Raw genomic sequence first — 25,495 nt, forward strand, 5'->3', positions numbered from 1 at the left:
AAAGCGTAGAAAAAATCAGGAATAGGGGATGCTGATGGAAAAATATTTTGAGGAAGCACATCGTTTTTGTTCTCGTAATAGAAAGCACTTAGAAAAGGATGTTATATGTGGTTGTTTTTATTGTTTAGAAATTTTCCATCCAGAAAAAATTACAGAGTGGTGGGATGATGATAACACAGCAGTTTGTCCGCATTGTGGGATTGACTCTATTATAGGGGAAAGTTCAGGATTTAGAATCACAGAAATGTTTTTAAGTGAAATGCATAAAAGATGGTTTTAGTTAAACGAATGACAAAATAAACTTTCGGTAACGAAGATAGTGTAAAACTAACTAAGATTTTACACTATCCATAAAATGAAAAAGACGTTATCCTTTCTATAGAATCGAAGAGTCAATCATGTAATTTCATTTACCCAATCTGTACACAATTTCCCCCTGGAAGAGGGGACATAAAAAAGCTCGGGCTTAGCCCGAGCTTTTCATTATTTCTTTTCGTCTTTTTTAGCGTCAGCTTTTGGCTCTTCGAAAAGATCTTTTAAATCTTTATCGTCAACTTTTACGTCAGCTTTTTTGATTTCTTTCATCATAAGATCGTTCATGAATTGTGCATCTTGTACTTTTTCTTGAGCTAGTGATTTTTTAATATCAGCTTTTGCTTTATCGAAAGTTGCATCTGCGTGATTATCAGTTACTTTGATGATATGGTAACCGAATTGTGTTTTTACAGGTTCGCTTACTTCACCTTTTTTCAACTTTTGAGCTGCTTCTTCAAATTCTTTTACCATTTTCCCTGGTCCGAAGAATCCTAAGTCGCCACCTTTTTCTTTTGAACCTGTATCTTCAGAGTATTGTTTTGCTAATTCTTCGAAAGATTTACCTTGAGCAAGTTCATCTTTCACTTTTTTAGCAGTTTCTTCATCTTTTACAAGGATATGACTTGCTTTCACTTCTTTTTTATAATCCTCGAATTTTGCTTTTACATCTTTATCAGTAATCGATTGTTCAATCGCTTTTTCTTGAGCTAATTGAGCACGTACACTATTTTTTATAGTTTCTTCTTTAATACCTTGTTGTTTCATTAGTGTATCGAATTGATCACCGTATTGTTTTTTCATTTCATCGAACTTTTTATCTACATCTTTGTCTTCAACTTTGTAGTTTTTAATAAGTACTTTTTCCATAACCATGTTGTTTAGTACTTGTTTACCATGTTGTTGTTTCATTTGCGTGTAGAAATCTTCTTTCGTAATATCACCAGCTTTAGAAGTAACAACTTTTTCTGATGATGATGTTCCACATGCTGATAATGCAATTACACTTGTTGCGGCTAAGGCAAGCATCGCTTTCTTCATTCAATAAACACTCCTACTATTATGTATTTTTAATTTATCCTACACCGATGAACTTTAGTTCATAAGAGCCCGATTAAGTCTCACTGATACTTTTGCTTTTTATATTTGTAAAGCGCGCTTAACAGGGCTTACCGTGGCTGAGGATAAAGTTTTGATGAATGTTATTTGTTCTATAGTATAAGCAATATGTACAAAATTTAATATATCATATTTCGACTCGTTTTCATATTGATAAAGAAAAATTAACCAGTACGTGTCAGATTTTGAAAGTGTACCATATTGGGCGTATGCCGCATATACAGAATAGAGGAGGGGATGGGGATGAATTCTCAACTTATTTTATTACTTGTACTGTTTATTTTATTGGTTATTGTAGGTATAATTTGCTTATAGAGGAAAAAAGTGAGGAAGGGGCTTTCCTTCCTCACTTTCCATGAAATATAATTTCTATATAACTAGAAATTAATAAAATTGTTATACATACATTAATAACCCGAAAGACACCGGGCTGGCGGCTCGCAGCTATTTGTTTTCGTTCACACAGTGTATGTGTCATGAAATTCGTGTAAAATATAACAAGAAGTGCGAATGCGACAAAAACAACTGTTATAAGTGTCATGAGGCGAGACCTCCTTTTGGCTAAAATACATATACATATATTGTATCACACGATATTTTGTTCGTGTTACAAAATTCAGAAATAGAAGACTTTGTGTTAGAAAGTGAGGGAGAAAATGGACGTTGTTAGAAGATTAGAACAAGCTGAATACTACGTAGACCTACTATTTAAAATGATTGATGAAGAGAAGTGTCCATTTTATTCTTTGATCATAAAGAAAAAAGCTCGTAAAAAAGATATTGAACGTATACTAAATCTTTGTGAAAAACTGAACGAGCAATATGTAGTGGAGAAAGCAGAAGGGCTTCTTTTGTTCGATGCGCTGTTAAATCAATTTGAAAAAGCGCTTCCACATCAGCTCGAAGTACACGAAACTGCGGAAGCGCTAGCAAAACAAGGTTTATTTAAGCCGCTTATGAATGAATTCTTAAGCATGATTGCGAAAAAATAAATAGATTATTTCTTAACTAACTTTTGATCGGATTCTGTAAAGTTCTCTTCAATATCTTCTAATGATTTCTCAAAAATATCGATAAAGTCTTGTCCGTAAATATTACGCAGGATTGCAATCAGTTCGATATTTTCTGGGAACTTCCCATAAAAATTACGAAGTGCAAGAGCCCCATTAAATACCGAATTATTTTCAGGATCATACTCTTCCATTAAGCGAAGTAGTAATTCTTCCCCTTTGTCTGTAATTTCAATGTACGTATTTCGTTTATCATCTTCCTTTTTTGAGAATACAAGATAGCCGCGTTCTTCAAGCTTTTTAGAGAAGTTAAACGCTGTTGATACGTGCATAACTCCAAACTTAGCAATCTCAGAAATAGAAGCCCCTTTTAAATGATAAGCGATTGTTAAAATATGATGTTCATTAATATTTAAATCGTAAGGTTTAATCCACTGCTGCCAATCTTTCTCTACACATTTCCATAACGCTTTCGATAATTGAGCAATGCGTTGGCTGAAAATCATCGCTTCTTTTACCGAGTAATCTTTTTCTCCACTTTTCATTTACTCACCCACTTTAACATTCTTTTTCATTACTATCTATTATGCCAGTAAAATAAAAATTAATAAAGTCTTTTTGTAAGAATTGTGAAAATTTTTTAACAAAATGACATTCTATACAAATCATGCATAACTATGGAAGCGTTTTATGAGTCGTGAATACATGCGTTGTCCTTACATGTTAATTGATAACATATATTGTAAATGCATAAAAACACGGCATATCTATACGATATGCCGTGTCAAGGTCAATTTATATAAAAAATATTTGTTATATGCAAAAAACTAAGCAGGAATTTGTTTACGCTTTTTCTGGAACAGCTTCTTGCAGTTTCTCAATTGACTTTTGGATGTCCAAAATTTCTTTCTCAATATGGCGCTTGTTTTGAGAAATATCTTGTTTCCAGTTAGAAAGCGTGTCTTGCATGTCATCTTTTAGTTCTTGAAACACTTCTTTACCTTCTGAAGCAGTTTCAACAATTTGACGCTTTAATAATTTCGTATCAGCTGTAATATCAGCTAAAGTCTTTTTAATATCATTTCCTTTTTCTTTTAACTTGCCGCGCATGTCTTTACCAGAAGAAGGAGTTGAGAAAAGAACGGCTAGTCCAGCAACTGCTCCCCCGCAAATAACACCTGTAATAAAGGATTTAGCTTTTGACATAAAAGGAGACCTCCTTATTTTTTGTTCGTATTCATGATGTGAAAAAATATGCATATCTTTCTTATATGTGCTAGGCACAAACAATCATCCCTGAGCATTTTAGGTGAAGAAACAAGACATGCGGAATTTGATGACTTCAGGGAAGTGGCTTGTTATGTATTACGCCTTCTTATAGTGTCATTATTTCACACTATTTGCAATTGTACTTGCGATGTTTTGTAAATTTTCCATAGTGTATTCATTTTGGTGTGATTTCCAAACAGCACCGAAACCATCTTTTTCACCGTAGCGTGGAATTAAATGAAGGTGGAAGTGGAACACAGTTTGTCCAGCTTTTTCACCGTTATTGTTAAGTAGGTTAAAGCCAACTGGATTAAACTCTGCTTTAATCGCATTTGAGATTTTTGGAACGACAGAAAAAATGTGTGATGCGATTTCTGGCGTTAACGCAAAAATGTCTTGTTTGTGAACTTTCGGAATAACAAGAGTATGTCCTTTTGTTACTTGACTAATATCTAAAAATGCAAGCACATGTTCATCTTCGTATACTTTTGAGCAAGGGATTTGCCCGTCAATGATTTTACAAAAAATACAATTGTCTGCTGTATGATTCATTGATCTCATCCTTTCAAATATCCTTAGCCGTATTTTACCATAATTACATAAGAGAACAAACACGAAAAACAGGAAGCTGACTCAGCTTCCTGTTTTCTGAAGAGGGATTGAAAAAGCATTATCGTAATTTACGTTTCGCAGACACCTCATTTATTTAAGAAATGCACGGTAAATCGGCTAAAGTTTCTGCCGTAGACACCCCATTTTCAAGTGAAATGAATTGCAATCTTTTTTTAAAATGAAATTGTTTATTTTTTAAAACAGTATATGCTCTTTCGGAGACACCCCGTTTCGAAAATGAAACAAATAATCTGGTTATGTGTAAATTTCATTGTCCAACATGGACACCCCATTTCATGATGACTTCACTATGTTGTTGTACTCATCAATTGGTGGTTGCTTTTTCAATGTGTTCCTTCTTCAATAATTATGATGTCCGCTTTCGGGAAAATATATGCTAATAAATTTAAATTTTTTTTTTGAGTACATGGATACTATGTAGTACAGCATAATTTTTGGTAAGATGAATATAGAATGAATACTAATGAAGAAAGTGGTGTCGTATGAGCGAGTTATTGCGTGTAGAAAATGTTACAGGAGGATATACGAAACGACCTGTATTAAAAGATGTTTCGTTCTCTGTTAATAAAGGCGAACTTGTCGGCTTAATCGGTTTAAATGGAGCTGGTAAAAGTACGACGATTAAACATATTATCGGTTTAATGGAACCGAAAAAAGGAACTGTCACAATTAATGGGAAAACAATTCGTGATGATATGACAGCGTACCGTTCTAGCTTTTCATTCATTCCAGAAACGCCGGTATTATATGATGAATTAACGTTAGAAGAGCATTTGAAATTAACAGCGATGGCGTACGGCGTTGATGAAAAACAATATGAAGAACGTGTAGGACAACTATTACATGAATTTCGCATGAAAAATCGTTTAAAATGGTTTCCATCTCATTTCTCAAAAGGGATGAAACAAAAAGTAATGATTATGAGCGCGTTTTTAGTTGAGCCATCTCTTTACATAGTAGACGAACCTTTCGTTGGATTAGATCCGTTAGCAATTCAATCTCTTCTTCAAATGATGGATCAAATGAAAAAGAGTGGAGCCGGTATTTTAATGAGCACACATATTTTAGCGACGGCAGAGCGTTATTGTGATTCGTTCATTATTCTGCATCAAGGTGAAGTAAGAGCGAAGGGAACATTAGCTGAACTGCAATCACAGTTTAATATGCCAGGTGCAACGTTAGATGATATTTACATCGCGCTAACAAAGGAAGAAGATTATGAATAGCGCAGCGTTATGGAAAGAACGATTTCGTCACTTTCTAAACGAAGTTCGTACATATAGTAAATACGTATTTAATGATCATTTGAAATTTATTTTCGTGTTCATCATCGGTGCGGGAGCGTATTATTACCAGCAATGGTTACAAACGTTAACATCTTCCTTTCCAACTGCGCTCGTAATGGCAGTATTAATTGGACTCGTGTTAACAGCTGGATCCATTCAAACGTTATTAAAAGAAGCGGATCTCGTTTACTTACTGCCAGTTGAAGAAAAGTTAAAACCTTACTTCACCAAGGCATTTCTTTTTACATTTATGATTCAGTTATACATAATCGCAATCGTAGCAGCTGCGCTTGCTCCGTTATACTTCCAACAAATGAAGCAAACAGGTGCTGGATACATTTGGATCGTCCTCGCATTTGTCATTGTAAAAGCGTGGAATTTATTTGTAGCGTGGGAAAAGTCATTTTTAACAGATCAAAATATACAAAGGGCTGATTGGTTTATTCGTTTTATCTTAAACGGTTTATTTGTATATTTCCTTGTAGAACGTACTTCAGTTCTTTTCATTGGCGGAATCGTTCTGCTCATGGTGTTATATCTTGCTATCATGCATCAAATGGTAAAAGGAAAGCCGCTAAACTGGGAGTATTTAATTTCTGAAGAAGGTAAGAAAATGATGCTGCTGTACCGAATTGCGAATATGTTCGTTGATGTACCAGCATTAAAAGAAAGAGTATCTCGCCGAAAATGGCTGGATTTCATTCTGTCGATAATCGGCGAAAAGCGTACATATTTATACTTATATACGAGAACGTTTTTAAGATCAGGTAACTATTTTGGATTATATGTGCGTCTGCTCGCTCTTGGAGGAGTTATTCTTTACTTCATTCCATTTTTATATGGACGATTTATCGTAAGTTTTATCTTCCTATACTTAATCGGCTATCAGCTATTAACTTTATGGAAACATCACCGCATGAAAATTTGGCTTGATTTGTATCCAGTAAAGGTAGATGAAAAGAAGAAAGATTTTCTTACTTTATTAAATGCGATTCTAATCATCGGGAGCGTAATCTTTACAGTTATATTTGCACTAGCAACGAAAGATTTCATGATGACAGGAATTTTACTTGTCGTAAGCATATTATTTAGTATCGGTTTCGTTTACCAATACGGGGCGAAGCGCATTGAGCGTTTAAATTGAAAGGAATGAACCTATGATTACATACGAAGAGAAGGTTATAAAAGAATTGGAGCAGTGGAAAGCTACATTCATGAAAGATTCTTCTATGATGACACGGTTCTCCAAAAAAGTGCAGACGAAAGTGCAACAGCTCATTCCGGCGAAAGTACAAAAAGTGCTAACAGAGACGATCCGGATGATGGTACAAACAATTAGCGCCGGGTCAAACTTTATAAAGCCGAAGCTAAAAGAGACGACATGGTCACTGCAAAGACGTGACGATGAAGTTCGTAAAAAAATGGATGAGTACAAAAAAATAGCAGCGGCAGAAGGAGCAGGGACGGGAGCTGGTGGTATTCTCCTCGGTCTTGCTGACTTTCCGCTTTTACTCGGCATTAAAATTAAATTTTTATTCGATGCAGCAACATTGTACGGATTTGATACGAGCGACAAAGAAGAGCGCCTTTTTATCCTTCACGTTTTCCAGCTTGCCTTTTCAAGTGACGACCACCGAAAAGAAATATGGAAAGCAATCGAAACATGGGATACAGAAGAAGAAAATCATATGGACTGGGAAAAGTTCCAAACAGAGTACCGAGACTATATCGATTTAGCAAAAATGCTTCAGCTCGTACCCATAATCGGTGCCCCGGTCGGCGCGTATGCGAACTATCAATTATTGCAAAGACTTGGGGAAGTAACGATGAATTGTTATCGTATGCGGTTGCTGAATAGGGATTAAAAAGAAGGCGTCCTACATGTGTAATGTAGGACGCCTTTTCTTAGAAGCTAAGTCCGATATAGCTAACTCCAACTATAATCAATACGATAAAAAGTACAATGATTAATGAAAATCCGCTCTTGCCAGCTTGTCCCGCTTCACCGCCGCCATTACCACCAAGTCCCATATGATATCCTCCTTATTGTTATATGTTGTTTTTACTTTATAACTTTCTTTGTTTTCCAATAAATACCTTCTATAGTGCTAACTAAATTGAAAATCATTTCGTTTTGTTTTATAATTTACTTACCGACCGGTAAGTAAAAATAAGTGAGGTACAGTATGACGAAGAATTTACAAACATCGCAGAACATTGTAGAGGCATCATTTAAACTTATGGCAGAACACGGCATTGAGAAGATGAGTCTTTCCATGATTGCGAAAGAGGTAGGTATTTCAAAACCGGCTATTTACTATCATTTTTCTTCTAAAGAAGCGTTAGTTGATTTTTTATTTGAAGAAATTTTTTCTGGGTATCATTTCGTGAATTATTTCGATAAAGAGCAATATACGAAAGAAAACTTTGCAGAAAAGTTAATTTCAGATGGTTTACATATGCTCTCTGAGTATGAAGGGCAAGAAGGAATACTACGCGTTATCAATGAATTTATCGTAACTGCATCGCGAAATGAAAAGTACCAGAAACGTTTATTTGAAATACAAGAGGATTTCTTACATGGTTTCCACGATTTATTGAAGAAAGGCGCGAGACTGGGCGTTGTGTCACAACATGAAACGGAAGAAAATGCTCATACGCTAGCACTCGTGATCGATAATATGAGCAACTATATGCTCATGGGATTCCAGTTAAAGTATAAAGAAATTTGGATTCGAAATGTGAAAAACGTAATGAAGGAGGAGTAAAAATGAAAATGCAAAAAAACTGGTGGCTCGGTTTTCTTGGATTTATTGGGGTTTATAAAATACCAGGTATGATTGAAGCTTTTCAAGCGGATGGAAGTTGGATGAAGTTAATCGGTTTCATTTGGTTACTTTGGTTCGGATATTTTATTCCAGAGAAGAAAGAAGATTAAATTTCAATTTTCTGTAAAGTTATGTAAAATGTAGATTAAGAGTATTCATATATTAGATTACTAGATTTGGAGTGGTTACATGGATCCATTGAAAAATGAAATTCACCCTGACATGGTCAAGGTGTGGAAAGTTCGTGCTGTAATTGAAGAAGGGATCGGTATACTCGTCATTTTAGCTTACCTTTTCCTTATGATAAAGTTTGATTGGTGGGCGTGGATTTTGTATGTGATGATTGGGCTAACAGTTGTGTTCGCACCATTTTCGTACTTCTTATTCCCGAAACTACGTCAACGTTATTACAGCTACCAACTAAATGAGGAAGAGCTTGAAATTCAGCATGGTCTTTTTGTCGTAAAGCGCGTATTAGTACCGATGATTCGTGTACAGCACGTAACGATTGAACAAGGTCCGATTATGAGAAAATATGGCTTAGCAGAATTACACATTTCAACGGCAGCAACTTCTCACAGCATCCCAGGCTTAACGATGTATGAAGCAGAAATGTTGAAAACGAAAATCGCAGAATTAGCGAAAGTGAGTGATGAGGATGTATAAGAGGCAGCATCCAATCACGATGTTATTAGAATTAAAAATAACAGATTTTATACCACTCATTATTTTCATGTTCAGCTTAAACGGAAAATTTCCGTTTTGGTATTTAATTCCCGCAGGATTTGGTTTACTCACCGTTTTTTCAGCATTTGAAAAATGGTATTACACAACATATTGGGTTGAAAATAACGTATTACATGTGAAAAAAGGTCTCTTCGTGAAAAAGGAGAGCTACTTAAATAAAGAACGTGTTCAAACGATTAATACAAGTTCTAACGTGCTCTATCAAATGCTCGGTTTGAAAAAAATTCAGATTGAAACAGCTGGTGGGGGCGATGAAGCAGAAGTTAGCTTAGCTGGTATTACGGCAGAAGAAGCGGCGGAGCTTATTGCTTTGCTAAATGAGCCAACTCCAGAAGTGAAAGCAGAAGGAACGTTAGACGAAGCAACAGAAAATACAGTAGAAAAAGAAATTGTTACAGAAGAAAAACAAGCGACAGAGTATAAATTAACTTGGAAAGAGATTTTATTAGCATCTGTTACATCTGGTCAATTTGGACTATTATTCTCTTTAATCTTTTTCGTCTATCACCAAGTAGATGAGTACATTCCGAAATGGATAGAGAATGGCGTAAAGTCGTATGTAATGGAACATGATATATATGGCTGGATTTTCATGGTAGCTATTTTGCTCGTTCTTTCGTGGGTTATATCTACAATTGGCTACGCGTTAAAACATGGTAACTTCACAGTAAATCGAAAAAATGATGAAGTCCGTATTTCGCAAGGGTTACTGGAAAGAAAAGAACTCGTACTAAAATTGCACCGTATTCAAGGTATTACGATAAAAGAAAGCATTTTACGCCAACCATTCGGTTATTGTGCTGTGCAAGTAGAAGTAATTCAAAGTAAGGGAATGGATGACGAAAAAGAAAAAGTTACACTGCATCCAATTATTCGAAAAGATCGCGTGCAACAGTTACTCACACATTTACAGTTACCATATGAACTGAATACAAACATTATTTCATTACCAAAAGCAGCATTGCGCCGCTATCTCATTGATAGTTTCATTTTCTTCGCAATGCTAGCAATCCCGCTTACTGGAATAAGTATATACTCTGAAAAGCACTTCATCATGTGGGCATTAATTCCGCTCGCGATCCTCATCTTTACACTTGGATACGCAACATTTAAAACAAATGGTTACAGTGTTAACGGAGAACAAATTACACTTGTCTATCGTAGCGTCGGAAAATATACAGGACTTATTAGAAGAAGACATGTCCAATCAATGGAGAAGACACAATCATATTTCCAGCGCCGAGCGGATTTATGTACGTATAAGTTTTCTAGTGCATCATCTAGTTATAAAATAGAGCATACGAGAGTAGAAGACGCGGAGAGAATGCAGGATTGGTATAAGAAGAGAATGAGTGAGGAATAATTTGAGAAAGCTTGCCTAGTCTGAAGGGCAAGCTTTTTTGTTATAGGGAAAAGAGTCGTTTAATCCATATATTAGTACAACTACAGCAAACATGTATCAATACGCATGAAAAAAGGTAATATGCTTCTGTTTTGGGGAATATGTGGAATTTTTGATGTAAATGGTATACAAAAATACAAATAGTATTAGGAGGTTATATATGATAAGTCAGTTGAAAAGAGAAGCACTTGATGCATTAAAAGGAAGATGGGGATTAGCGGTAGGGGCAACTTTATTAATTGGAATCCTTATTGGAGCTGTTGAAATGCTAACAACAGGTATTTTCTCGATATTTTGGGGTTGGGAAGAGGCAAGTGATTCACTTACAGTAAGTATTATTGTAATGCTTGTTATTGGTCCATTAACAATAGGTGCCTATTATCTTGTTTTAAATGCAATTCGTGGGACTGATGCTCGCATTGGTCATATATTTAGATGGTTTAGCGATGGAAGTAAGTTGATGAAGTCGTTTTTAACATATTTACTAATGTATGTATACTTGACTCTATGGACATTACTTCTTATTATTCCAGGTATTATTAAATCATTTTCTTATTCTATGACATATTTTATTTTGAATGATCATCCAGAATATACAGCGAATCAAGCGATTACTGAGAGTCGTCATATGATGAATGGACATAAAATGGATTATTTTTTACTATGCTTAAGTTTCTTAGGCTGGTTCATATTAAGTATTCTTACTATAGGAATCGGTTTCTTATGGTTAGCACCTTATTTCTACGCGACATCAGCCGCATTTTATGAAGAGATTTCAAAAGAATATTATAAAAAAGAAGGCACTACTTTCTAATAAAACACATAAACCATCTGTTCCCTATATTCTTTAGGGGGTAGGTGGTTTTCTTTTTTGAGGACTTTGTCTAAAAAATAGGTAAGATTATTTTTAGGAAAAATAAAAGGAGCAACATAAATGAAATATACTTGTCCATGTTGCGTATATAAAGTGAAACTTTAATCAGTGGGGATTTTGTTCATTCCCCACTGATTATTAGTTCTCACCAATCGGGCATTTATGGGCAGCCCGCCTCCCGCCTAACTCCTTTGTTTTAGCTGAATTTTGAGGTGGGGGTCTTACTGTCCGGCAAATAGCGGGATAAAGTAATAAGAAGGACTAAATCGGTAAATTTTATTAATGGATATATTAGGAATGAATATGAAAGTATAGATGTATAGTCAATGTTGTGTATTTGATGTTATCATATTGAATGATATGGAAATTTTTAATAGAATAAGTAACTAAAAATTCAAAGGTAATGAAGCTTTTGTTGTATAAAGAAAATACTTAGTAGTAATCAACAATATTAAAAATAAGATTCGTATTTATATAAATTTAGTAGAAATGGGGTTTTAAAAAGGAATGAGTATCAGCATAACGCGGCAAAAGATTTTGGCGGCCGCTTCTCAAATTGTGCAATGTAAAGGGGTTGCTAAATTAACCTTAGAAGCAGTGGCAAAAGAGGCGGGTGTAAGTAAAGGTGGATTATTGTATCACTTTGCAAATAAAGAAGCTTTAATAGAAGGTATGATAGTCAGAGGGATAGAGGATTATGAGGGCGCTATTTACAATAAAGTAGCGGAAGACTCAGAGAGGAAAGGGAGATGGGTTCGCTCTTTTGTAGAGGAAAGATTAAGTAATGAGAGAAGAACAGAAGAGTTGTCTAGTAGTATGATGGCAGCATTCATGTTAAAACCTGAATTACTTGAGCCATTACAACAATCATTTCAGCAACTGCAAAAGAATATAGAAAACGATGAGATAGATTCAGTATGTGCAACAATTATTAGATTAGCAGCAGATGGATTATGGTATTCGGAATATTTAGGGGTTGGCAGACTAAGCCCCGAGTTAAGAGAAAAAGTGATTCAAGCTCTTATTGTTAATTCGTATAAATAGAATATACGAACTATATAATGTGAAAACAATTCACCATTACTTATTTAATGTAGTGGTGAATTGTTTTTTTTATTAGAAAAATAGAACAATTTTATAGAGTATTGAATTATAACCGTCTAGACGGTATAGTAATATTTGGTTTAAGAGGAAAATGAAACAAAAAAAGAATAAAAGATATTTTTAGCACACTATTCGAAAGGATAGGCCGCAAAGCTTAGAGTCTACGGTAATACATATTGGTTACTAAGATCGTCTGGTTGCACATTTTTGATGCAACCGGACGGTCTTTTTTTGTTATATAAATATAAAAAAATAGGAGGGAACTATGCAAATGAAAAGTACTAAAAGGCATATTTCAATGGTTTCATTAGTTTTTCTAGTATTATTTTCAGTGCTGAATGTGTGGGCTCCAGTTATTCAAGCTGCTGTGATGAAAAGTCCAGTGGACGAAATTAATATTTCTCGTACTGATGGCACGACATCTGAACCGTATCAAGCCTCAGATGGTATGAAAGTAGAAGTGAAGTGGTCAGCTAAAGAAAAAATAAAAAGTGGAGATCAATTCACAATTGATATGCCAAAAGAGTTTCGAAAAGACCTTATGAATATGAGTTTTCCTTTAAAAGATGCTGAAGGAAAAACAGTTGGTACATGTGAGATGAAAAAGGGTCTATTAACATGTACTATGGGTGATTACGTAGAAGGAAAGAATAACATTAAAGGTTCTTTATTCGTAGAATTCTACTTTGGTCTAGAAGCATATGATGGTGTTAAAGAAATTCCATTAGAATTTAACGTTGATGGTCAAATCGTCAATAAAGAAGTAAGTGTAAATAATACGACAGAGAGACCGAAGCCACAGCCCAATACGGAAAATTTATTGAAATGGGGTTCTTATAATCAAGAAAATCCTTCAATTGCTGATTGGCTTGTATATGTAAATGCAACCGGAACAGAAATGCAAGATCTTAAATTAACAGATACATTAGGACCTGGGCATGAGTTAATTACAGACAGCGTAGTATTAGAAGAGGCTGTATTTGAAGATGGTTATGCACCAACAAATATTAAGCCAGCAGATTTATCTAACATTAAAATTAATGCAACAAAGACTGGATTTACAATTGAATTTCCAGACAGTTCAAAAGGCTATATTTTAAGATATAAAACAAAGGTTACAAATCCTGCTGCAAAGCCTCATAAAAATACTGTGAAATTAGAAGGTAAAAATATTAAAACTGAAGAAAAAGTAGGACAAGTATTTGTAAGTGGTGGGGGAGGATCCGGTTCAGGTGACAATAATCCACCTAGCATTGAAAAAAATATAGTTGATGAGAATGGCAAGCTTGTAGAGAATGAGCAGTTAACACAAATGGATCAAGTTATTCAATACCAAGTTGGTACACATATACCGAACGATCCTCCTAAATACACATCTATGGTAATTAGTGATGATTTAGAAGATGTTTTAGAAGTATTAGAGGCAAAGGTGTATGATCAAAATGGCCAAGATATTACTTCTAAAGGAACGTTAAATATAGATAAACAAAGAAGTGAAGTAACATTTACATTTGGTGAGAGTTTTGACTATAAGTCATATGAAGACCAGATAATTAACCTTAGTATTAAGGCGAAAATTAAAAATAATGCAGACTTATCTTCTTACGTAGATAAGAAGATTCCTAATAAAGCAGAATTACATTTTGATGATAAAACATTAACATCAAAAGAAGTAACCATTACGCCGCCTGAAGCTCCAAAAGACGGTACAGTATCAATTCATAAAATAGATGCTGAGAATCCGAACAAAGGGCTAAAAGGTGCCGAATTTGAAGTTCGAAATAGTGCAAATGAAGTTGTTGCAAAACTGAAAACGGACGAAAAAGGTTTTTCAGTACCTCAAACTTTAGCTCCTGGGACGTATAAAGTTTATGAAACAGTAGCGCCAGAAGGATATCAAAAATTAACAAGCCCAGTAGAGGTTACACTTCAAGCTGGAGAAACAAAAACAATTGAAATTAAAAACACTATGCAAAAGGGTCAAATTGAAGTAAAGAAAATTGATTCGGAAAATGGTGAAAAACCATTAGCAAATGCAGAGTTTGATATAGTAAAAGACAGTGTAGTAGTCGAACATATTGTTACAGATAAAGATGGTAAGGCAATCTCTAAACCGTTAGCACCAGGAAAATATATTTTAAAAGAAACAAAAGCACCTGAAGGATACCAATTAAAAGAAACAGAGTTCGAAGTAAATGTAACAGGGGACGGCATATTCCCAATACAAGTGGAAAATGCGATGGTAGACAAAGGTAATGTAGAAATTACAAAAGTGGACAAAGAAAACGGGGCAGTATTAGCCGGTGTCGAATTTGAAGTCCAAGATGAGAAAGATGGCGTAGTAAGAAAAGTAGTAACAGATAAAGATGGAAAAGCAAACGTTTCAGATCTATCAGTAGGAAAGTACAAATTAGTAGAGACGAAAAGCTTACCAGGTTATAAAAAGCTAACAGAACCAGTACCATTTGAAATAAAAAAAGGTATGACAAAAGCTTTAGCAATAAAAGTAGAAAATGAGCAGTTAGACAAAGGTTCAGTAGAAATTACAAAAATAGATAAAGATAGTCAAAAAGTATTAGAGGGCGTAGTCTTCGAAGTGCAAGATGAGCAAGGAAAAGTAGTAACAGAAGTAAAAACAGATAAAGATGGTAAAGCAAAAATCTCTGATTTATCAGTAGGAAAGTACAAATTAGTAGAGACGAAAAGCTTACCTGGCTACAAAAAGCTAACAGATTCAGTATCATTCGAAATTACAAAAGGTATGACAACAGTCCTATCATTGAAAGTAGAAAATGAACAGTTAGATAAAGGTCCAGTAGAAATTACAAAAGTAGATAAAGATAACAAAAAAGCATTAAAAGGTGTAGTCTTTGAAGTGCAAGATGAAGCTGGAACAGTAGTAAAGGAAGTAAAGACAGATAAAGATGGTAAAGCAAAAATCTCAGATCTATCAGTAGGAAAGTACAAATTAGTAGAGAAAGAAAGTTTACCAGGCTATAAGAAACTAACAGATCCAGTATTATTTGAAATCAAAAAAGGCATGACTGAAGTTCTATCATTAAAAATAGAAAATGAAATGGTAGATACGGGAAATGTAGAGATAACAAAGATAGATAAAGATAATAAAGCACCGTTAGCGGGAGTAACATTCATCGTCCAAGATGAAAAGGGTAATGAAGTTACAAAAGTAACGACAGATAAAGATGGAAAAGCAAATGTTTCAGATTTACCTGTAGGAAAGTATGAATTAGTAGAGGTAGAAAGTTTACCTGGTTATAAAAAGCTAGAAAAACCAGTATCATTTGAAATCAAAAAAGGCATGACCGAGGTTCTATCATTAAAAGTAGAAAATGAAATGGTGGATACAGGGAATGTAGAGATAACAAAAATAGATAAAGATAGTAAAGCTCCATTAGAAAATGTTGTATTTGAAGTACGTGATTCAAAAGGAAAAGTAGTTGCGAAAGTAACGACGGATAAAGAAGGAAAAGCAAACGTTTCAGATTTACCTATTGGGAAGTATGAGTTGGTGGAAGTAGAAACACCGGCAGGATACAAACCACTAGAAAAGCCAATTTCATTCGAAATTGAAAAGGGTAGAGTAACAGCGCTAAAGCTAACAGTAGAAAATGAATTAGTGGATACAGGAAATGTAGAAATTACAAAAGTAGATAAAGAAAATAAAGATGCTTTAGCTGATGCAGTATTTGAGATTCAAGATGCAGCAGGACAAGTAGTCGCTAAAATAACGACAGATAAAAAAGGACAAGCACAAGTTACTAATTTATCAGTCGGCACATACAAGTTAGTAGAAGTAAAGGCACCAAAAGGGTATAAACAATTAGTAGATCCGATTACTTTCCAAATTGAAAAAGGCATGACAAAATCTCTTGCTTTAACAGTAGAAAACGAAATGTTAGACAAGGGAAATGTAGAAATCACAAAAGTAGATAAAGATAGTCAAAAAGTATTAGAAGGCGTAGTCTTCGAAGTACAAGACGACAAAGGCAAAGTAGTAACAGAAGTAACGACAGATAAAGAAGGAAAAGCAACAATTTCCGATTTATCAGTAGGAAAATACAAATTAGTAGAGAAAGAAAGCTTACCAGGTTACAAAAAGCTAACAGAACCAGTATCATTCGAAATCAAAAAAGGTATGACGAAAGTTTTATCATTGAAAGTAGAGAACGAACTGTTAGATAAAGGTTCAGTAGAAATTACAAAAGTGGACAAAGAAAGTGGCGCAGTATTAGCGGGCGTAACATTCGAAGTGCAAGATGAAAAAGATAAAGTAGTAACAAAAGTAAAAACAGATAAAGAAGGAAAAGCAACAATTTCAGATTTATCAGTAGGAAAATATAAGCTAGTAGAGGTAGAGAGCTTACCAGGATATAAAAAACTAGCGAAACCAGTATCGTTTGAAATTAAAAAAGGCATGACAGAAGTCTTATCACTAAAAGTAGAGAATGAACAGTTAGATAAAGGTTCAGTAGAAATTACAAAAGTGGACAAAGACAGCCAGAAGGCATTAGAAGGCGTAACATTCGAAGTGCAAGATGAAAAAGGAAAAGTAGTAACGAAAGTAAAAACAGATAAAGAAGGAAAAGCGAAAATTTCAGATCTATCTGTAGGAAATTACAAACTAGTAGAAGTAGAAAGCTTACCAGGCTACAAAAAGCTAACAGAGCCAGTATCATTCGAAATTAAAAAGGGTATGACAGAAGTCTTATCATTAAAAGTAGAGAATGAACTAGTAGATAAAGGTTCAGTAGAAATCACAAAAGTAGATAAAGATAGTCAAAAAGTATTAGAAGGTGTAGTCTTCGAAGTACAAGATGAGCAAGGCAAAGTAGTAACGGAAGTAAAAACAGATAAAAATGGTAAAGCAAAAATCTCAGACTTATCTGTAGGAAAGTACAAATTAGTAGAGAAAGAAAGCTTACCAGGTTACAAAAAATTAACGGAACCAGTATCGTTTGAAATCAAAAAAGGAATGACAGAAGTTCTATCATTAAAAATAGAAAATGAAATGGTAGATACGGGAAATGTAGAAATTACAAAAATAGATAAAGATAATAAGGCACCGTTAGCAGGTGTAGTCTTTGAAGTTCAAGACGACAAAGGCAAGGTAGTAACGAAAGTAACGACAGATAAAGCTGGAAAAGCAACAGTTTCAGATTTATCAGTAGGAAAGTACAAGCTAGTAGAAGTAGATAGTTTACCAGGCTACAAAAAATTAGAAAAGCCTGTACCATTTGAAATTAAAAAAGGTATGACAAAATCTTTAACGTTCACTGTAGAAAATGAAATGGTAGATACGGGGAATGTAGAAATCACAAAAATAGATAAAGACAGTAAAGCTCCATTAGAAAATGTTGTATTTGAAGTACGTGACTCAAAAGGAAAAGTAGTTGCGAAAGTAACAACGGATAAAGAAGGAAAAGCAAACGTTTCAAATTTATCTATTGGAAAGTATGAGTTAGTAGAAGTAGAAACACCGGCAGGATACAAGCCACTAGAAAAGCCAGTTTCATTCGGAATTGAAAAAGGTAGAGTTACAGCATTACAATTGACTGTAGAAAATGAATTAGTGGATGTAGGAAATATAGAAATTACAAAAGTAGATAAAGAAAATAAAGATGCTTTAGCTGATGCAGTCTTTGAAATTCAAGATGCAGCAGGACAAGTAGTCGCTAAAATAACGACAGATAAAAAAGGACAAGCACAAGTTACTAATTTATCAGTTGGCACATACAAGTTAGTAGAAGTAAAAGCACCAAAAGGATATAAGCAATTGGTAGATCCGATTACTTTCCAAATTGAAAAAGGCATGACAAAATCTCTTGCTTTAACAGTAGAAAATGAAATGTTAGACAAGGGAAATGTAGAAGTAACAAAAGTAGATAAAGATAGCCAAAAAGTATTAGAAGGCGTAGTCTTCGAAGTACAAGATGAGCAAGGCAAAGTAGTAACAGAAGTAACGACAGATAAAGAAGGAAAAGCAAACGTTTCAGATCTATCAGTAGGAAAATACAAATTAGTAGAGACGAAGAGCTTACCAGGTTACAAGAAGTTAACGGAACCAGTATCATTCGAAATTAAAAAAGGTATGACGAAAGTCTTATCATTGAAAGTAGAGAATGAACAGTTAGACAAAGGTTCAGTGGAGATTACAAAAATGGCTGCTGAAAGCAAGGAAGTCTTATCAGGAGCTGTGTTTGAAGTTCATGATGAAAAGGGAAAAGTAGTAGTGAAAGTAACAACAGATAAAGATGGGAAGGCAAAAATCGCAGATCTATCTGTAGGTAACTACACACTAGTAGAAGTAGAAGCACCAAAAGGATATGAAAAATTAACTAATCCAATTCCATTTGAAATTACAAATGGAATGATAAATGCAGTTCAATTAGAAGTATTAAACAAATTGAATCATTTAGCACCACCAGGTCCAGAAACACCAGATCCAGAAAAACCTGGAACACCAGATCCAGAAAAACCTGGAACACCGAATCCAGAAAAACCTGGAACACCAGATCCAGAAAAACCTGGAACACCGAATCCAGAGAAACCTGGAACACCAGATCCAGAAAAGCCTGGAACACCACATCCAGAAAAACCTGGAACACCGAATCCAGAGAAACCTGGAACACCAAATCCAGAAAAACCTGGAACACCAGATCCAGAAAAACCTGGAACACCAGATCCAGAAAAGCCTGGAACACCGAATTCAGAAAAACCGGAAAAAGAATTACCGAAGACAGGGCAGAAAATGCCTGTGGAACCATATATGGGAGCACTTCTTGTAATGATGAGTTTTGGATTATTCGTATTAGGTAGAAAACAGCAGAGATAATAAAAGTGAAAAGGTATCCTCAAAGTATTTGAGGATACCTTTTTTAGCATAAAAAAAGCATCTAGCAAAAGAACTAGATGCAAATAAAAACACATGGGAAGACAAAATTCTTCCCGTTTCCCGTATGTAATTATATCAAAAAAATTATAAAAAACTAGCTATATTTAAAATATAATTTTAAAAAAAGTTATATACATAAATAATTGCAATACTCGCAGTTTTATCTTCCTGAAAAAGTTATTTCTTTAGTTCCGAATATTAAGACTAATGTTGATAAATCTTCAGATAATTAGAAATAATGTCCAAAAGGATATATAATATTGCTTAAGAAATAGTTTTAATGGATTACATATATTTCATTTGGTGTATTAATTGAATATCATAATTTTTAATTTTATTAAGCAAGAATCTCGGTTACTTATTGCATTTCTAACATAGGGTGAGAAAGAAAAATACAATAGTGTGGAGGTTTTTATAATGACGTTTGTTCTTAGTAAAATGAGTGGCTTTAGCATAGAAGAAAAGGTACATGAATTTGAATCTAAAGGGTTTCTTGAAATCTCAAATGAAATCTTTTTACAAGAGGAAGAGAATCATAGTTTATTAACACAAGCACAGTTAGATTATTATAATTTGGAAGATGATGCGTACGGTGAATGCCGTGCTAGATCTTATTCAAGGTATATAAAGTATGTTGATTCACCAGATTATATTTTAGATAATAGTAATGATTACTTCCAATCTAAAGAATATAACTATGATGATGGCGGGAAAGTTAGACAGTTCAATAGCATAAATGATAGCTTTTTATGTAATCCTTTAATTCAAAATATCGTGCGTTTCGATACTGAGTTTGCATTTAAAACAAATATAATAGATAAAAGTAAAGATTTAATTATAGGCTTACATCAAGTAAGATATAAAGCTACTAAAGAAAGACCATCTTTTAGTTCACCTATTTGGTTACATAAAGATGATGAACCAGTAGTATTTTTACACCTTATGAATTTAAGTAATACAGCTATCGGCGGAGATAATTTAATAGCTAATTCTCCTCGGGAAATTAATCAGTTTATAAGTTTGAAGGAGCCTTTAGAAACTTTAGTATTTGGACAAAAGGTCTTCCATGCCGTAACGCCACTTGGAACAGAATGTAGTACGGAGGCTTTTCGTGATATTTTATTAGTAACATTTTCTTATAAGGAGACAAAATGAGAGAGAATAAAATAATTATGATTTCTGGAGCCAATAGCGGTATAGGTCATGCTTGTATAAAATACTTTTTAGAAAAATCATTTCATGTAATAGCTCTTGATATTAATAATAATAACTTAATAGATTATATGAAAACAGATATGCCTTTGAAAGTAGTGCAAATTGATTTAAGTAATAGCGAAGCGATTCATAATCTTTTTACTCAATTAGATTTAGAAAAGCTTTCTCCTGATATATTAATAAATGCAGCTGGTATTCGAGAGATAACACCTGTTTTACATTTATCCGATGATATGTTTAAAAAAGTAATTGATGTAAATTTAGTAGCACCATTTATCCTTTCTAGGGAAGTAGCTAAGCGATGGTGTGAATCGAAAATAAAAGGTTGTATTGTGAATATAGCATCGGTTTCTGGATTAATGGCTGAACCAGAGCGAGCTGCTTATGTGGCATCAAAGCATGCCTTAATCGGATTGACTAAACAGATGGCTATGGAATTTGGGAAGCAAAATATAAGAGTAAATAGCATTTCTCCCGGTGTTATTAGAACTGAACTTACAGAAGAATACTTTAGTAATAAAGCATTGATGTCTATGATAAAAAGTAATCAATCTTTAGATACTTGGGGGTTGCCGCAGGATATTGTTTCATGTATTGAGTACTTGATTTCTGATCAGGCCCGCTTTATTACTGGTTCTAATTTTGTAATTGATGGTGGTTGGACTGCTGGGAAAAACTTGTAGTTGAGTGTTTTTGAGGAAAAGCACCTGTCCTTTTTTAGGCTGGTGTTTTTCTCACTATAAACAGATTTTTTTATTGGAGGGGGATTAATTTGCTTCAAAAAAGTTTTAAGCAAGAGAAAACGGTACCGGCCTTAAAGATGATAGCATCAATGGTTATCTTTGGATCAGTTGGATTTTTTTCTGTTCAAACAAACTTACCTTCGTTTGAATTAGTGTTTGTAAGGTGTATTTTTGCGACAATATTTTTAAGTGTATGCTGGTTGCTTACAGGGCAATATAAACAAGATAAATGGGAACGAAAAGAAGTTATTCAAGTTTTAATATGTGGGTTTTTCTTAGTATTTAATTGGGTTTTCTTATTTAAAGCCTTTGAAAATATGTCAGTTACAATTGCTATCTCAGTTTATCATCTTGCACCAGTAATTGTACTGTTAATTGGAAGTATCGTCTTTAAAGAAAAATTAACATTAATATCTATCATTTCAATAGTTGTGTGTTTTGTGGGAGCTTTATTAATTGCTGGTATCGATGGAAGCTTCTCTTTCGGTTCATTAATGTCTTCAGGTATGATATGGGGATTTCTTGCAGCTCTCTTTTATGCATTTACAACTTTATTTGGTAAAGGGATTAACAAAATGAGTGCGTATGCAATGACATTTTTACAAACATTCTTGGGGATATTTCTTTTAATACCATTTATAGATTTAGATGCTTTTAGTGGCCTCACTCAAAGTAATTGGACATATATTATAGCTACTGGTTTTATTCACACAGGGATAGTGTATTATCTGTTTTTTGATAGTTTACGCCATTTGTCTACAAAAACAATCTCAATATTAGTTTTTTTAGATCCGGCAGTGGCAATATTATTAGATACTGTACTTACTGGATTCCGTCCAACTTTAATGCAAATAACAGGAATTCTATTTATTTTTATTGGCATGACTTTAACATTAAAAAAATCTAAAGATAAAAAACTGAGCCAAAAAGAAAAGCGAATTGAAAGCGATGCTAGTATATCTCAACAATAATGAAATATATTGTGTATAAAACGATAAACCTTGCATGAATCATGCAGGGTTTATTTGGTCTAATATAATTCATATTTATAATATATGTTTTTTAACATGCTTTTGATTCACTTATATTTATTTGAGTATAAATTTACAAAAATGTATATAAAACCTTATTTTTTGATAATATATAAGTAATAAATTCATAGAATTGGAGTGATGAGATGCAGCCGTTAGAAAGGGAGATTCATTCTAATATGCTGAAAGTGTGGAGGATTCACGCTTTAATTGGGGCGGCAGTTATACTAACAGTCGTAATTGCGTATTTCTTTTTTATGATTAACTTTAACTGGTGGGGCTGGTTGTTTGGACTATTAGTAACAGGAGCCATTATATTTATTCCACTTGATTATTTTGTATTTCCAAATTTACGTCAGCGCTATTATAGTTACAGATTAAATGAAGAAGAGATTGAGATTCAAAAGGGAATGTTCGTTGTAAAACGCGTACTTATTCCGATAATCCGTGTGCAGCACGTAACGATTGAGCAAGGGCCGATTATGAGAAAGTATAATTTAGCAGAATTACACATTTCAACAGCCGCAACTTCTCATAGTATCCCAGGTTTAACGAAAGAAGAAGCAGAACAGCTGAAAAGACAAATTGGAGAACTTGCGAAAGTGAGTGATGAGGATGTATAAGAGGCAACATCCGATCACGATATTGTTAGGTATTAGGGTTGCGAGTTTGTTGCCACTTATTATTCTTGTTTTATTTAAACCTGATGAACAAGTGGAACCTTGGTATTTATTTTATCTTTTCCTTCTGGTTGTTTTATTCATCATGGCTATTTTTTCAGCAATTAAATGGTATTTTAAAGTGTACTGGATTGAGAATAATATTTTACATATAAAGCACGGTGTTTTTGTAAAGAAGGAAAGCTATTTAAATAAAGAGCGTGTACAAAATATTAGTACATCTTCTAACGCCATTTATCAAATGCTCGGACTTATGAAGCTAAATATAGAAGTAGCAGGCGGCAGTAGTGAGCCAGAAGTGATGTTGGCTGGTATTAAAGAAGACGAGGCAAAACATTTAATCTCTTTATTACATAAGAAAGAAACTACTGTAAAAGAAGAAATAGAAGAGGAAGAAAGCAAGACGGTTTATCAGTTAACAACGAAAGAGGTTTTAGCCGCAGCGATTACATCTGGTCGGTTCGGACTAGTGTTCTCTGGACTAGTACTTCTTTACACAAAGTTTGATTTTGTTCTTCCTGAAGGATTCACAAGTAAAGTAGAAGCGTATGTGATGGGAAACGGTGTTTATAAACTAATTGTAATTGCATTAATTTTAATGGTAATTTCATGGATTATTTCCACGGCTGGATATGTGTTGAAATATGCAAACTTTAAAATTGAGCGAAAAGGGGAAGAGATTCGTATCGTTCAAGGATTATTTGAAAAGAAAGAGTTTGTCTTAAAATTGCACCGCATTCAAGCGATTACTGTAAAAGAAGGTATGCTTCGCCAGCCGTTTGGTTATTGTGCTGTTGAAGTGGAAGCAATTCAAAGTATTGGAGCAGCAAGTAACGAAGTAATGTTGCATCCATTTATGAAGAAAAAAGATGTACAGCACCTGCTCACATATTTAGAGTTACCTTATGAAATCGAAGCGGAGATCGTTCACTTACCAAAAACAGCGTTGCATCGTTATTTCATTATGGGCTGGTCAATAAGTATCATACTCACAGTTCTAATTGCCAGCGTGAGTATATATTTTAAACAATATATTGCGTTGTTTGTTATTTTACCGTTATTTATCGTGTTTTCGTTACTTGCGTATGCTAGATATAAAAGTGGCGGTTATGAATTAAGAGAAAATCAACTAACGGTTGTATATCGTAATTTTTCGAAATATACAGGAATAATGCGAAGAAGACATGTTCAAGTAGTAGGTTATGATCAATCGTATTTTCAAAGAAAAGATGAATTATGTACAACTCTTGTAGCGGTAGCCGGGCGCGGTTATGAAGTAAAGCATATGAGAAAAAAAGATTCACTTCGTATATATAATTGGTACAAAGAAAAAGGAAACACCGATGTGTAGTGGTGTTTCCTTTTTGTTATTAAATGGATATCTTTAGTCGAATCGTTGATATATTTCAAGATGTGATAGATATATTCGAAAAATCGTTGATATATTTCAAGATGTGATAGATATATTCGAAAAATCGTTAATATATTTCAAGATGTGATAGATATATTCGAAAAATCGTTGATATATTTCAAGATGTGATAGATATATTCGAAAAATCGTTGATATATTTCAAGATGTGATAGATATATTCGAAAAATCGTTGATATATTTCAAGATGTGATAGATATATTTGAAAAATCGTTGATATATTCAAAGATGTGATAGATATATTCGAAAAATCGTTAATATAATTTCACGTACTGATAGTGTTGTATTACTTTTTAATTAAACTAACACATCAAAAGTAGTCACGAACGAAGGACGAGAGAAAATACTCTTTTGCTGTTCAGCATGTGGATGCGCCTGTGCTTGTCCTTCTGCTTGTGCAGGGCGTTTTTTATGAGCGTTTTCGAATGAACGTGATTCTGTCCAGTCTTTAAAGTTTTGCTCTGTTTCCCACATTGTTAAGATGACATATGTATCGTTACTTAATGGGCGTAGAACACGGATCGCTTGGAATCCTGGTTCGTTTTCAATAAGACCTGCGCGGTTTTTAAAGCGGTTTTCAAATACTGGGCGACCTTCGTCTGTGACAGAAATGTTGTTACAGACGATATAGCCAGGTTGTCCTTTAAATTCACCGACAGCATCTAGTACGTCATACTGAAGTGAGCCTTCTACAGATTCTTCTGTATTTTCTTTATAAAACATATTTTTCTCATCATTTTTTGCAGTGAAATGTGATTGTTCTAGAGGTGTTTCGTATGAAATAATAGCCTTCATTTTAATGCCCCCTTAATAGTTTGTTTCTATTATATCAACTCTCTTAAAAAACTTCGAAGATTATATACATAAAGATACTTCTTTTTCAAATAATAAATGTACCAT

24 protein-coding genes and 1 riboswitch are annotated in these 25,495 nt (G+C 34.0%); of the genes, 17 read left to right on the forward strand and 7 right to left on the reverse strand.

Annotated features, from left to right (window positions below):
* The first annotated feature begins 34 nt into the window (after nucleotides 1-34).
* Nucleotides 35-280: a hypothetical protein gene (locus AC241_RS05295; RefSeq protein WP_000417115.1), complete on the forward strand. Its 246-nt coding sequence runs from the start codon at nucleotides 35-37 to the stop codon at nucleotides 278-280.
* A gap of 203 nt (nucleotides 281-483) precedes the next feature.
* Here the strand turns inward: AC241_RS05295 and prsA are convergent, their stop codons facing one another.
* Together prsA and AC241_RS05310 are read right to left on the reverse strand one after the other, a co-directional pair.
* Complete coding sequence (gene prsA, locus AC241_RS05300) at nucleotides 484-1,353, reverse strand: peptidylprolyl isomerase PrsA (protein ID WP_029442070.1); 870 nt, start codon at nucleotides 1,351-1,353, stop codon at nucleotides 484-486.
* 424 nt (nucleotides 1,354-1,777) lie between these two features.
* Complete coding sequence (locus tag AC241_RS05310) at nucleotides 1,778-1,972, reverse strand: hypothetical protein (RefSeq protein ID WP_000172690.1); 195 nt, start codon at nucleotides 1,970-1,972, stop codon at nucleotides 1,778-1,780.
* A gap of 115 nt (nucleotides 1,973-2,087) precedes the next feature.
* On the opposite strand from AC241_RS05310, the gene AC241_RS05315 reads away from it, so the two are divergent.
* On the forward strand, nucleotides 2,088-2,423 hold the full coding sequence (locus tag AC241_RS05315; protein ID WP_000383657.1) for a DUF1878 family protein: 336 nt from the start codon (nucleotides 2,088-2,090) through the stop codon (nucleotides 2,421-2,423).
* 5 nt (nucleotides 2,424-2,428) lie between these two features.
* On the opposite strand, the gene AC241_RS05320 is transcribed toward AC241_RS05315, so the two are convergent.
* The 3 genes from AC241_RS05320 to AC241_RS05330 all read right to left on the reverse strand — a co-directional run bounded on the left by AC241_RS05320 (nucleotide 2,429) and on the right by AC241_RS05330 (nucleotide 4,262).
* Nucleotides 2,429-2,986, reverse strand: a complete 558-nt coding sequence (locus tag AC241_RS05320; protein ID WP_000834924.1) for an HTH-type transcriptional regulator Hpr — start codon at nucleotides 2,984-2,986, stop codon at nucleotides 2,429-2,431.
* Nucleotides 2,987-3,284: 298 nt separating this feature from the next.
* A complete protein-coding gene (locus AC241_RS05325) occupies nucleotides 3,285-3,647 on the reverse strand; it encodes a YtxH domain-containing protein (RefSeq protein ID WP_000030302.1) in 363 nt (120 codons plus the stop codon).
* Nucleotides 3,648-3,827: 180 nt separating this feature from the next.
* A complete protein-coding gene (locus AC241_RS05330) occupies nucleotides 3,828-4,262 on the reverse strand; it encodes an HIT family protein (RefSeq protein ID WP_016082593.1) in 435 nt (144 codons plus the stop codon).
* Between the two features lie 563 nt (nucleotides 4,263-4,825).
* Here AC241_RS05330 and ecsA point away from each other — a divergent pair.
* Genes ecsA through ecsC form a run of 3 tightly spaced genes read left to right on the forward strand, consistent with a single transcriptional unit; the run spans nucleotide 4,826 to nucleotide 7,494 of the window.
* Nucleotides 4,826-5,569 (forward strand): ABC transporter ATP-binding protein EcsA, encoded by a 744-nt coding sequence (ecsA, locus tag AC241_RS05335; RefSeq protein ID WP_001292597.1) that lies wholly within the window; start codon nucleotides 4,826-4,828, stop codon nucleotides 5,567-5,569.
* Nucleotides 5,562-6,773: an ABC transporter permease EcsB gene (ecsB, locus tag AC241_RS05340; RefSeq protein ID WP_029442071.1), complete on the forward strand. Its 1,212-nt coding sequence runs from the start codon at nucleotides 5,562-5,564 to the stop codon at nucleotides 6,771-6,773. Before ecsA ends, ecsB begins: the two co-directional genes overlap by 8 nt.
* Nucleotides 6,774-6,786: 13 nt before the next feature.
* Entirely contained in the window at nucleotides 6,787-7,494 is a 708-nt protein-coding gene (gene ecsC, locus AC241_RS05345) for an ecs operon protein EcsC (protein WP_016082591.1), read from the forward strand.
* A gap of 40 nt (nucleotides 7,495-7,534) precedes the next feature.
* Here ecsC and AC241_RS32625 read toward each other — a convergent pair whose 3' ends face one another.
* Entirely contained in the window at nucleotides 7,535-7,660 is a 126-nt protein-coding gene (locus tag AC241_RS32625; protein WP_000522756.1) for a YjcZ family sporulation protein, read from the reverse strand.
* Nucleotides 7,661-7,815: 155 nt separating this feature from the next.
* Between AC241_RS32625 and AC241_RS05350 the strand changes: the two genes are divergently transcribed.
* The 12 genes from AC241_RS05350 to AC241_RS05405 all read left to right on the forward strand — a co-directional run bounded on the left by AC241_RS05350 (nucleotide 7,816) and on the right by AC241_RS05405 (nucleotide 24,517).
* Nucleotides 7,816-8,397 carry a TetR/AcrR family transcriptional regulator gene (locus AC241_RS05350; protein ID WP_050842787.1) on the forward strand — a complete coding sequence of 194 codons (582 nt, stop codon included), beginning with the start codon at nucleotides 7,816-7,818 and terminating at the stop codon, nucleotides 8,395-8,397.
* Nucleotides 8,398-8,399: 2 nt separating this feature from the next.
* Nucleotides 8,400-8,567 (forward strand): hypothetical protein, encoded by a 168-nt coding sequence (locus AC241_RS34645; protein ID WP_000783815.1) that lies wholly within the window; start codon nucleotides 8,400-8,402, stop codon nucleotides 8,565-8,567.
* A gap of 79 nt (nucleotides 8,568-8,646) precedes the next feature.
* Nucleotides 8,647-9,123 (forward strand): PH domain-containing protein, encoded by a 477-nt coding sequence (locus AC241_RS05360; protein ID WP_000371358.1) that lies wholly within the window; start codon nucleotides 8,647-8,649, stop codon nucleotides 9,121-9,123.
* Nucleotides 9,116-10,567 carry a PH domain-containing protein gene (locus AC241_RS05365; RefSeq protein WP_050842789.1) on the forward strand — a complete coding sequence of 484 codons (1,452 nt, stop codon included), beginning with the start codon at nucleotides 9,116-9,118 and terminating at the stop codon, nucleotides 10,565-10,567. The genes AC241_RS05360 and AC241_RS05365 overlap by 8 nt, the downstream gene beginning before the upstream one ends.
* Before the next feature lie 199 nt (nucleotides 10,568-10,766).
* Entirely contained in the window at nucleotides 10,767-11,420 is a 654-nt protein-coding gene (locus AC241_RS05370) for a DUF975 family protein (RefSeq protein WP_000625399.1), read from the forward strand.
* Between the two features lie 567 nt (nucleotides 11,421-11,987).
* Nucleotides 11,988-12,524 (forward strand): TetR/AcrR family transcriptional regulator, encoded by a 537-nt coding sequence (locus AC241_RS05375; RefSeq protein ID WP_029442074.1) that lies wholly within the window; start codon nucleotides 11,988-11,990, stop codon nucleotides 12,522-12,524.
* A gap of 172 nt (nucleotides 12,525-12,696) precedes the next feature.
* Nucleotides 12,697-12,789, forward strand: a riboswitch (cyclic di-GMP riboswitch).
* A 60-nt stretch (nucleotides 12,790-12,849) separates the two neighbouring features.
* Nucleotides 12,850-19,437, forward strand: coding sequence for a SpaA isopeptide-forming pilin-related protein (locus AC241_RS05380; RefSeq protein WP_050842791.1), 6,588 nt, complete (start codon nucleotides 12,850-12,852; stop codon nucleotides 19,435-19,437).
* Between the two features lie 477 nt (nucleotides 19,438-19,914).
* Nucleotides 19,915-20,652 carry a 2OG-Fe dioxygenase family protein gene (locus tag AC241_RS05385; RefSeq protein WP_016082583.1) on the forward strand — a complete coding sequence of 246 codons (738 nt, stop codon included), beginning with the start codon at nucleotides 19,915-19,917 and terminating at the stop codon, nucleotides 20,650-20,652.
* Nucleotides 20,649-21,395, forward strand: coding sequence for an SDR family NAD(P)-dependent oxidoreductase (locus AC241_RS05390; RefSeq protein WP_001208940.1), 747 nt, complete (start codon nucleotides 20,649-20,651; stop codon nucleotides 21,393-21,395). Before AC241_RS05385 ends, AC241_RS05390 begins: the two co-directional genes overlap by 4 nt.
* An 89-nt stretch (nucleotides 21,396-21,484) precedes the next feature.
* Nucleotides 21,485-22,426 carry a DMT family transporter gene (locus tag AC241_RS05395; RefSeq protein ID WP_000939632.1) on the forward strand — a complete coding sequence of 314 codons (942 nt, stop codon included), beginning with the start codon at nucleotides 21,485-21,487 and terminating at the stop codon, nucleotides 22,424-22,426.
* Nucleotides 22,427-22,632: 206 nt separating this feature from the next.
* Complete coding sequence (locus AC241_RS05400) at nucleotides 22,633-23,109, forward strand: PH domain-containing protein (protein ID WP_016082581.1); 477 nt, start codon at nucleotides 22,633-22,635, stop codon at nucleotides 23,107-23,109.
* Nucleotides 23,102-24,517 carry a PH domain-containing protein gene (locus AC241_RS05405; protein WP_050842793.1) on the forward strand — a complete coding sequence of 472 codons (1,416 nt, stop codon included), beginning with the start codon at nucleotides 23,102-23,104 and terminating at the stop codon, nucleotides 24,515-24,517. Before AC241_RS05400 ends, AC241_RS05405 begins: the two co-directional genes overlap by 8 nt.
* 375 nt (nucleotides 24,518-24,892) lie before the next feature.
* Here AC241_RS05405 and hmoB read toward each other — a convergent pair whose 3' ends face one another.
* Complete coding sequence (gene hmoB / locus AC241_RS05410) at nucleotides 24,893-25,390, reverse strand: heme-degrading monooxygenase HmoB (protein WP_000644094.1); 498 nt, start codon at nucleotides 25,388-25,390, stop codon at nucleotides 24,893-24,895.
* Between the last annotated feature and the right edge of the window lie 105 nt (nucleotides 25,391-25,495).

The organism is Bacillus thuringiensis, from assembly GCF_001182785.1.
GTDB classification, from domain to species: domain Bacteria; phylum Bacillota; class Bacilli; order Bacillales; family Bacillaceae_G; genus Bacillus_A; species Bacillus_A thuringiensis_S.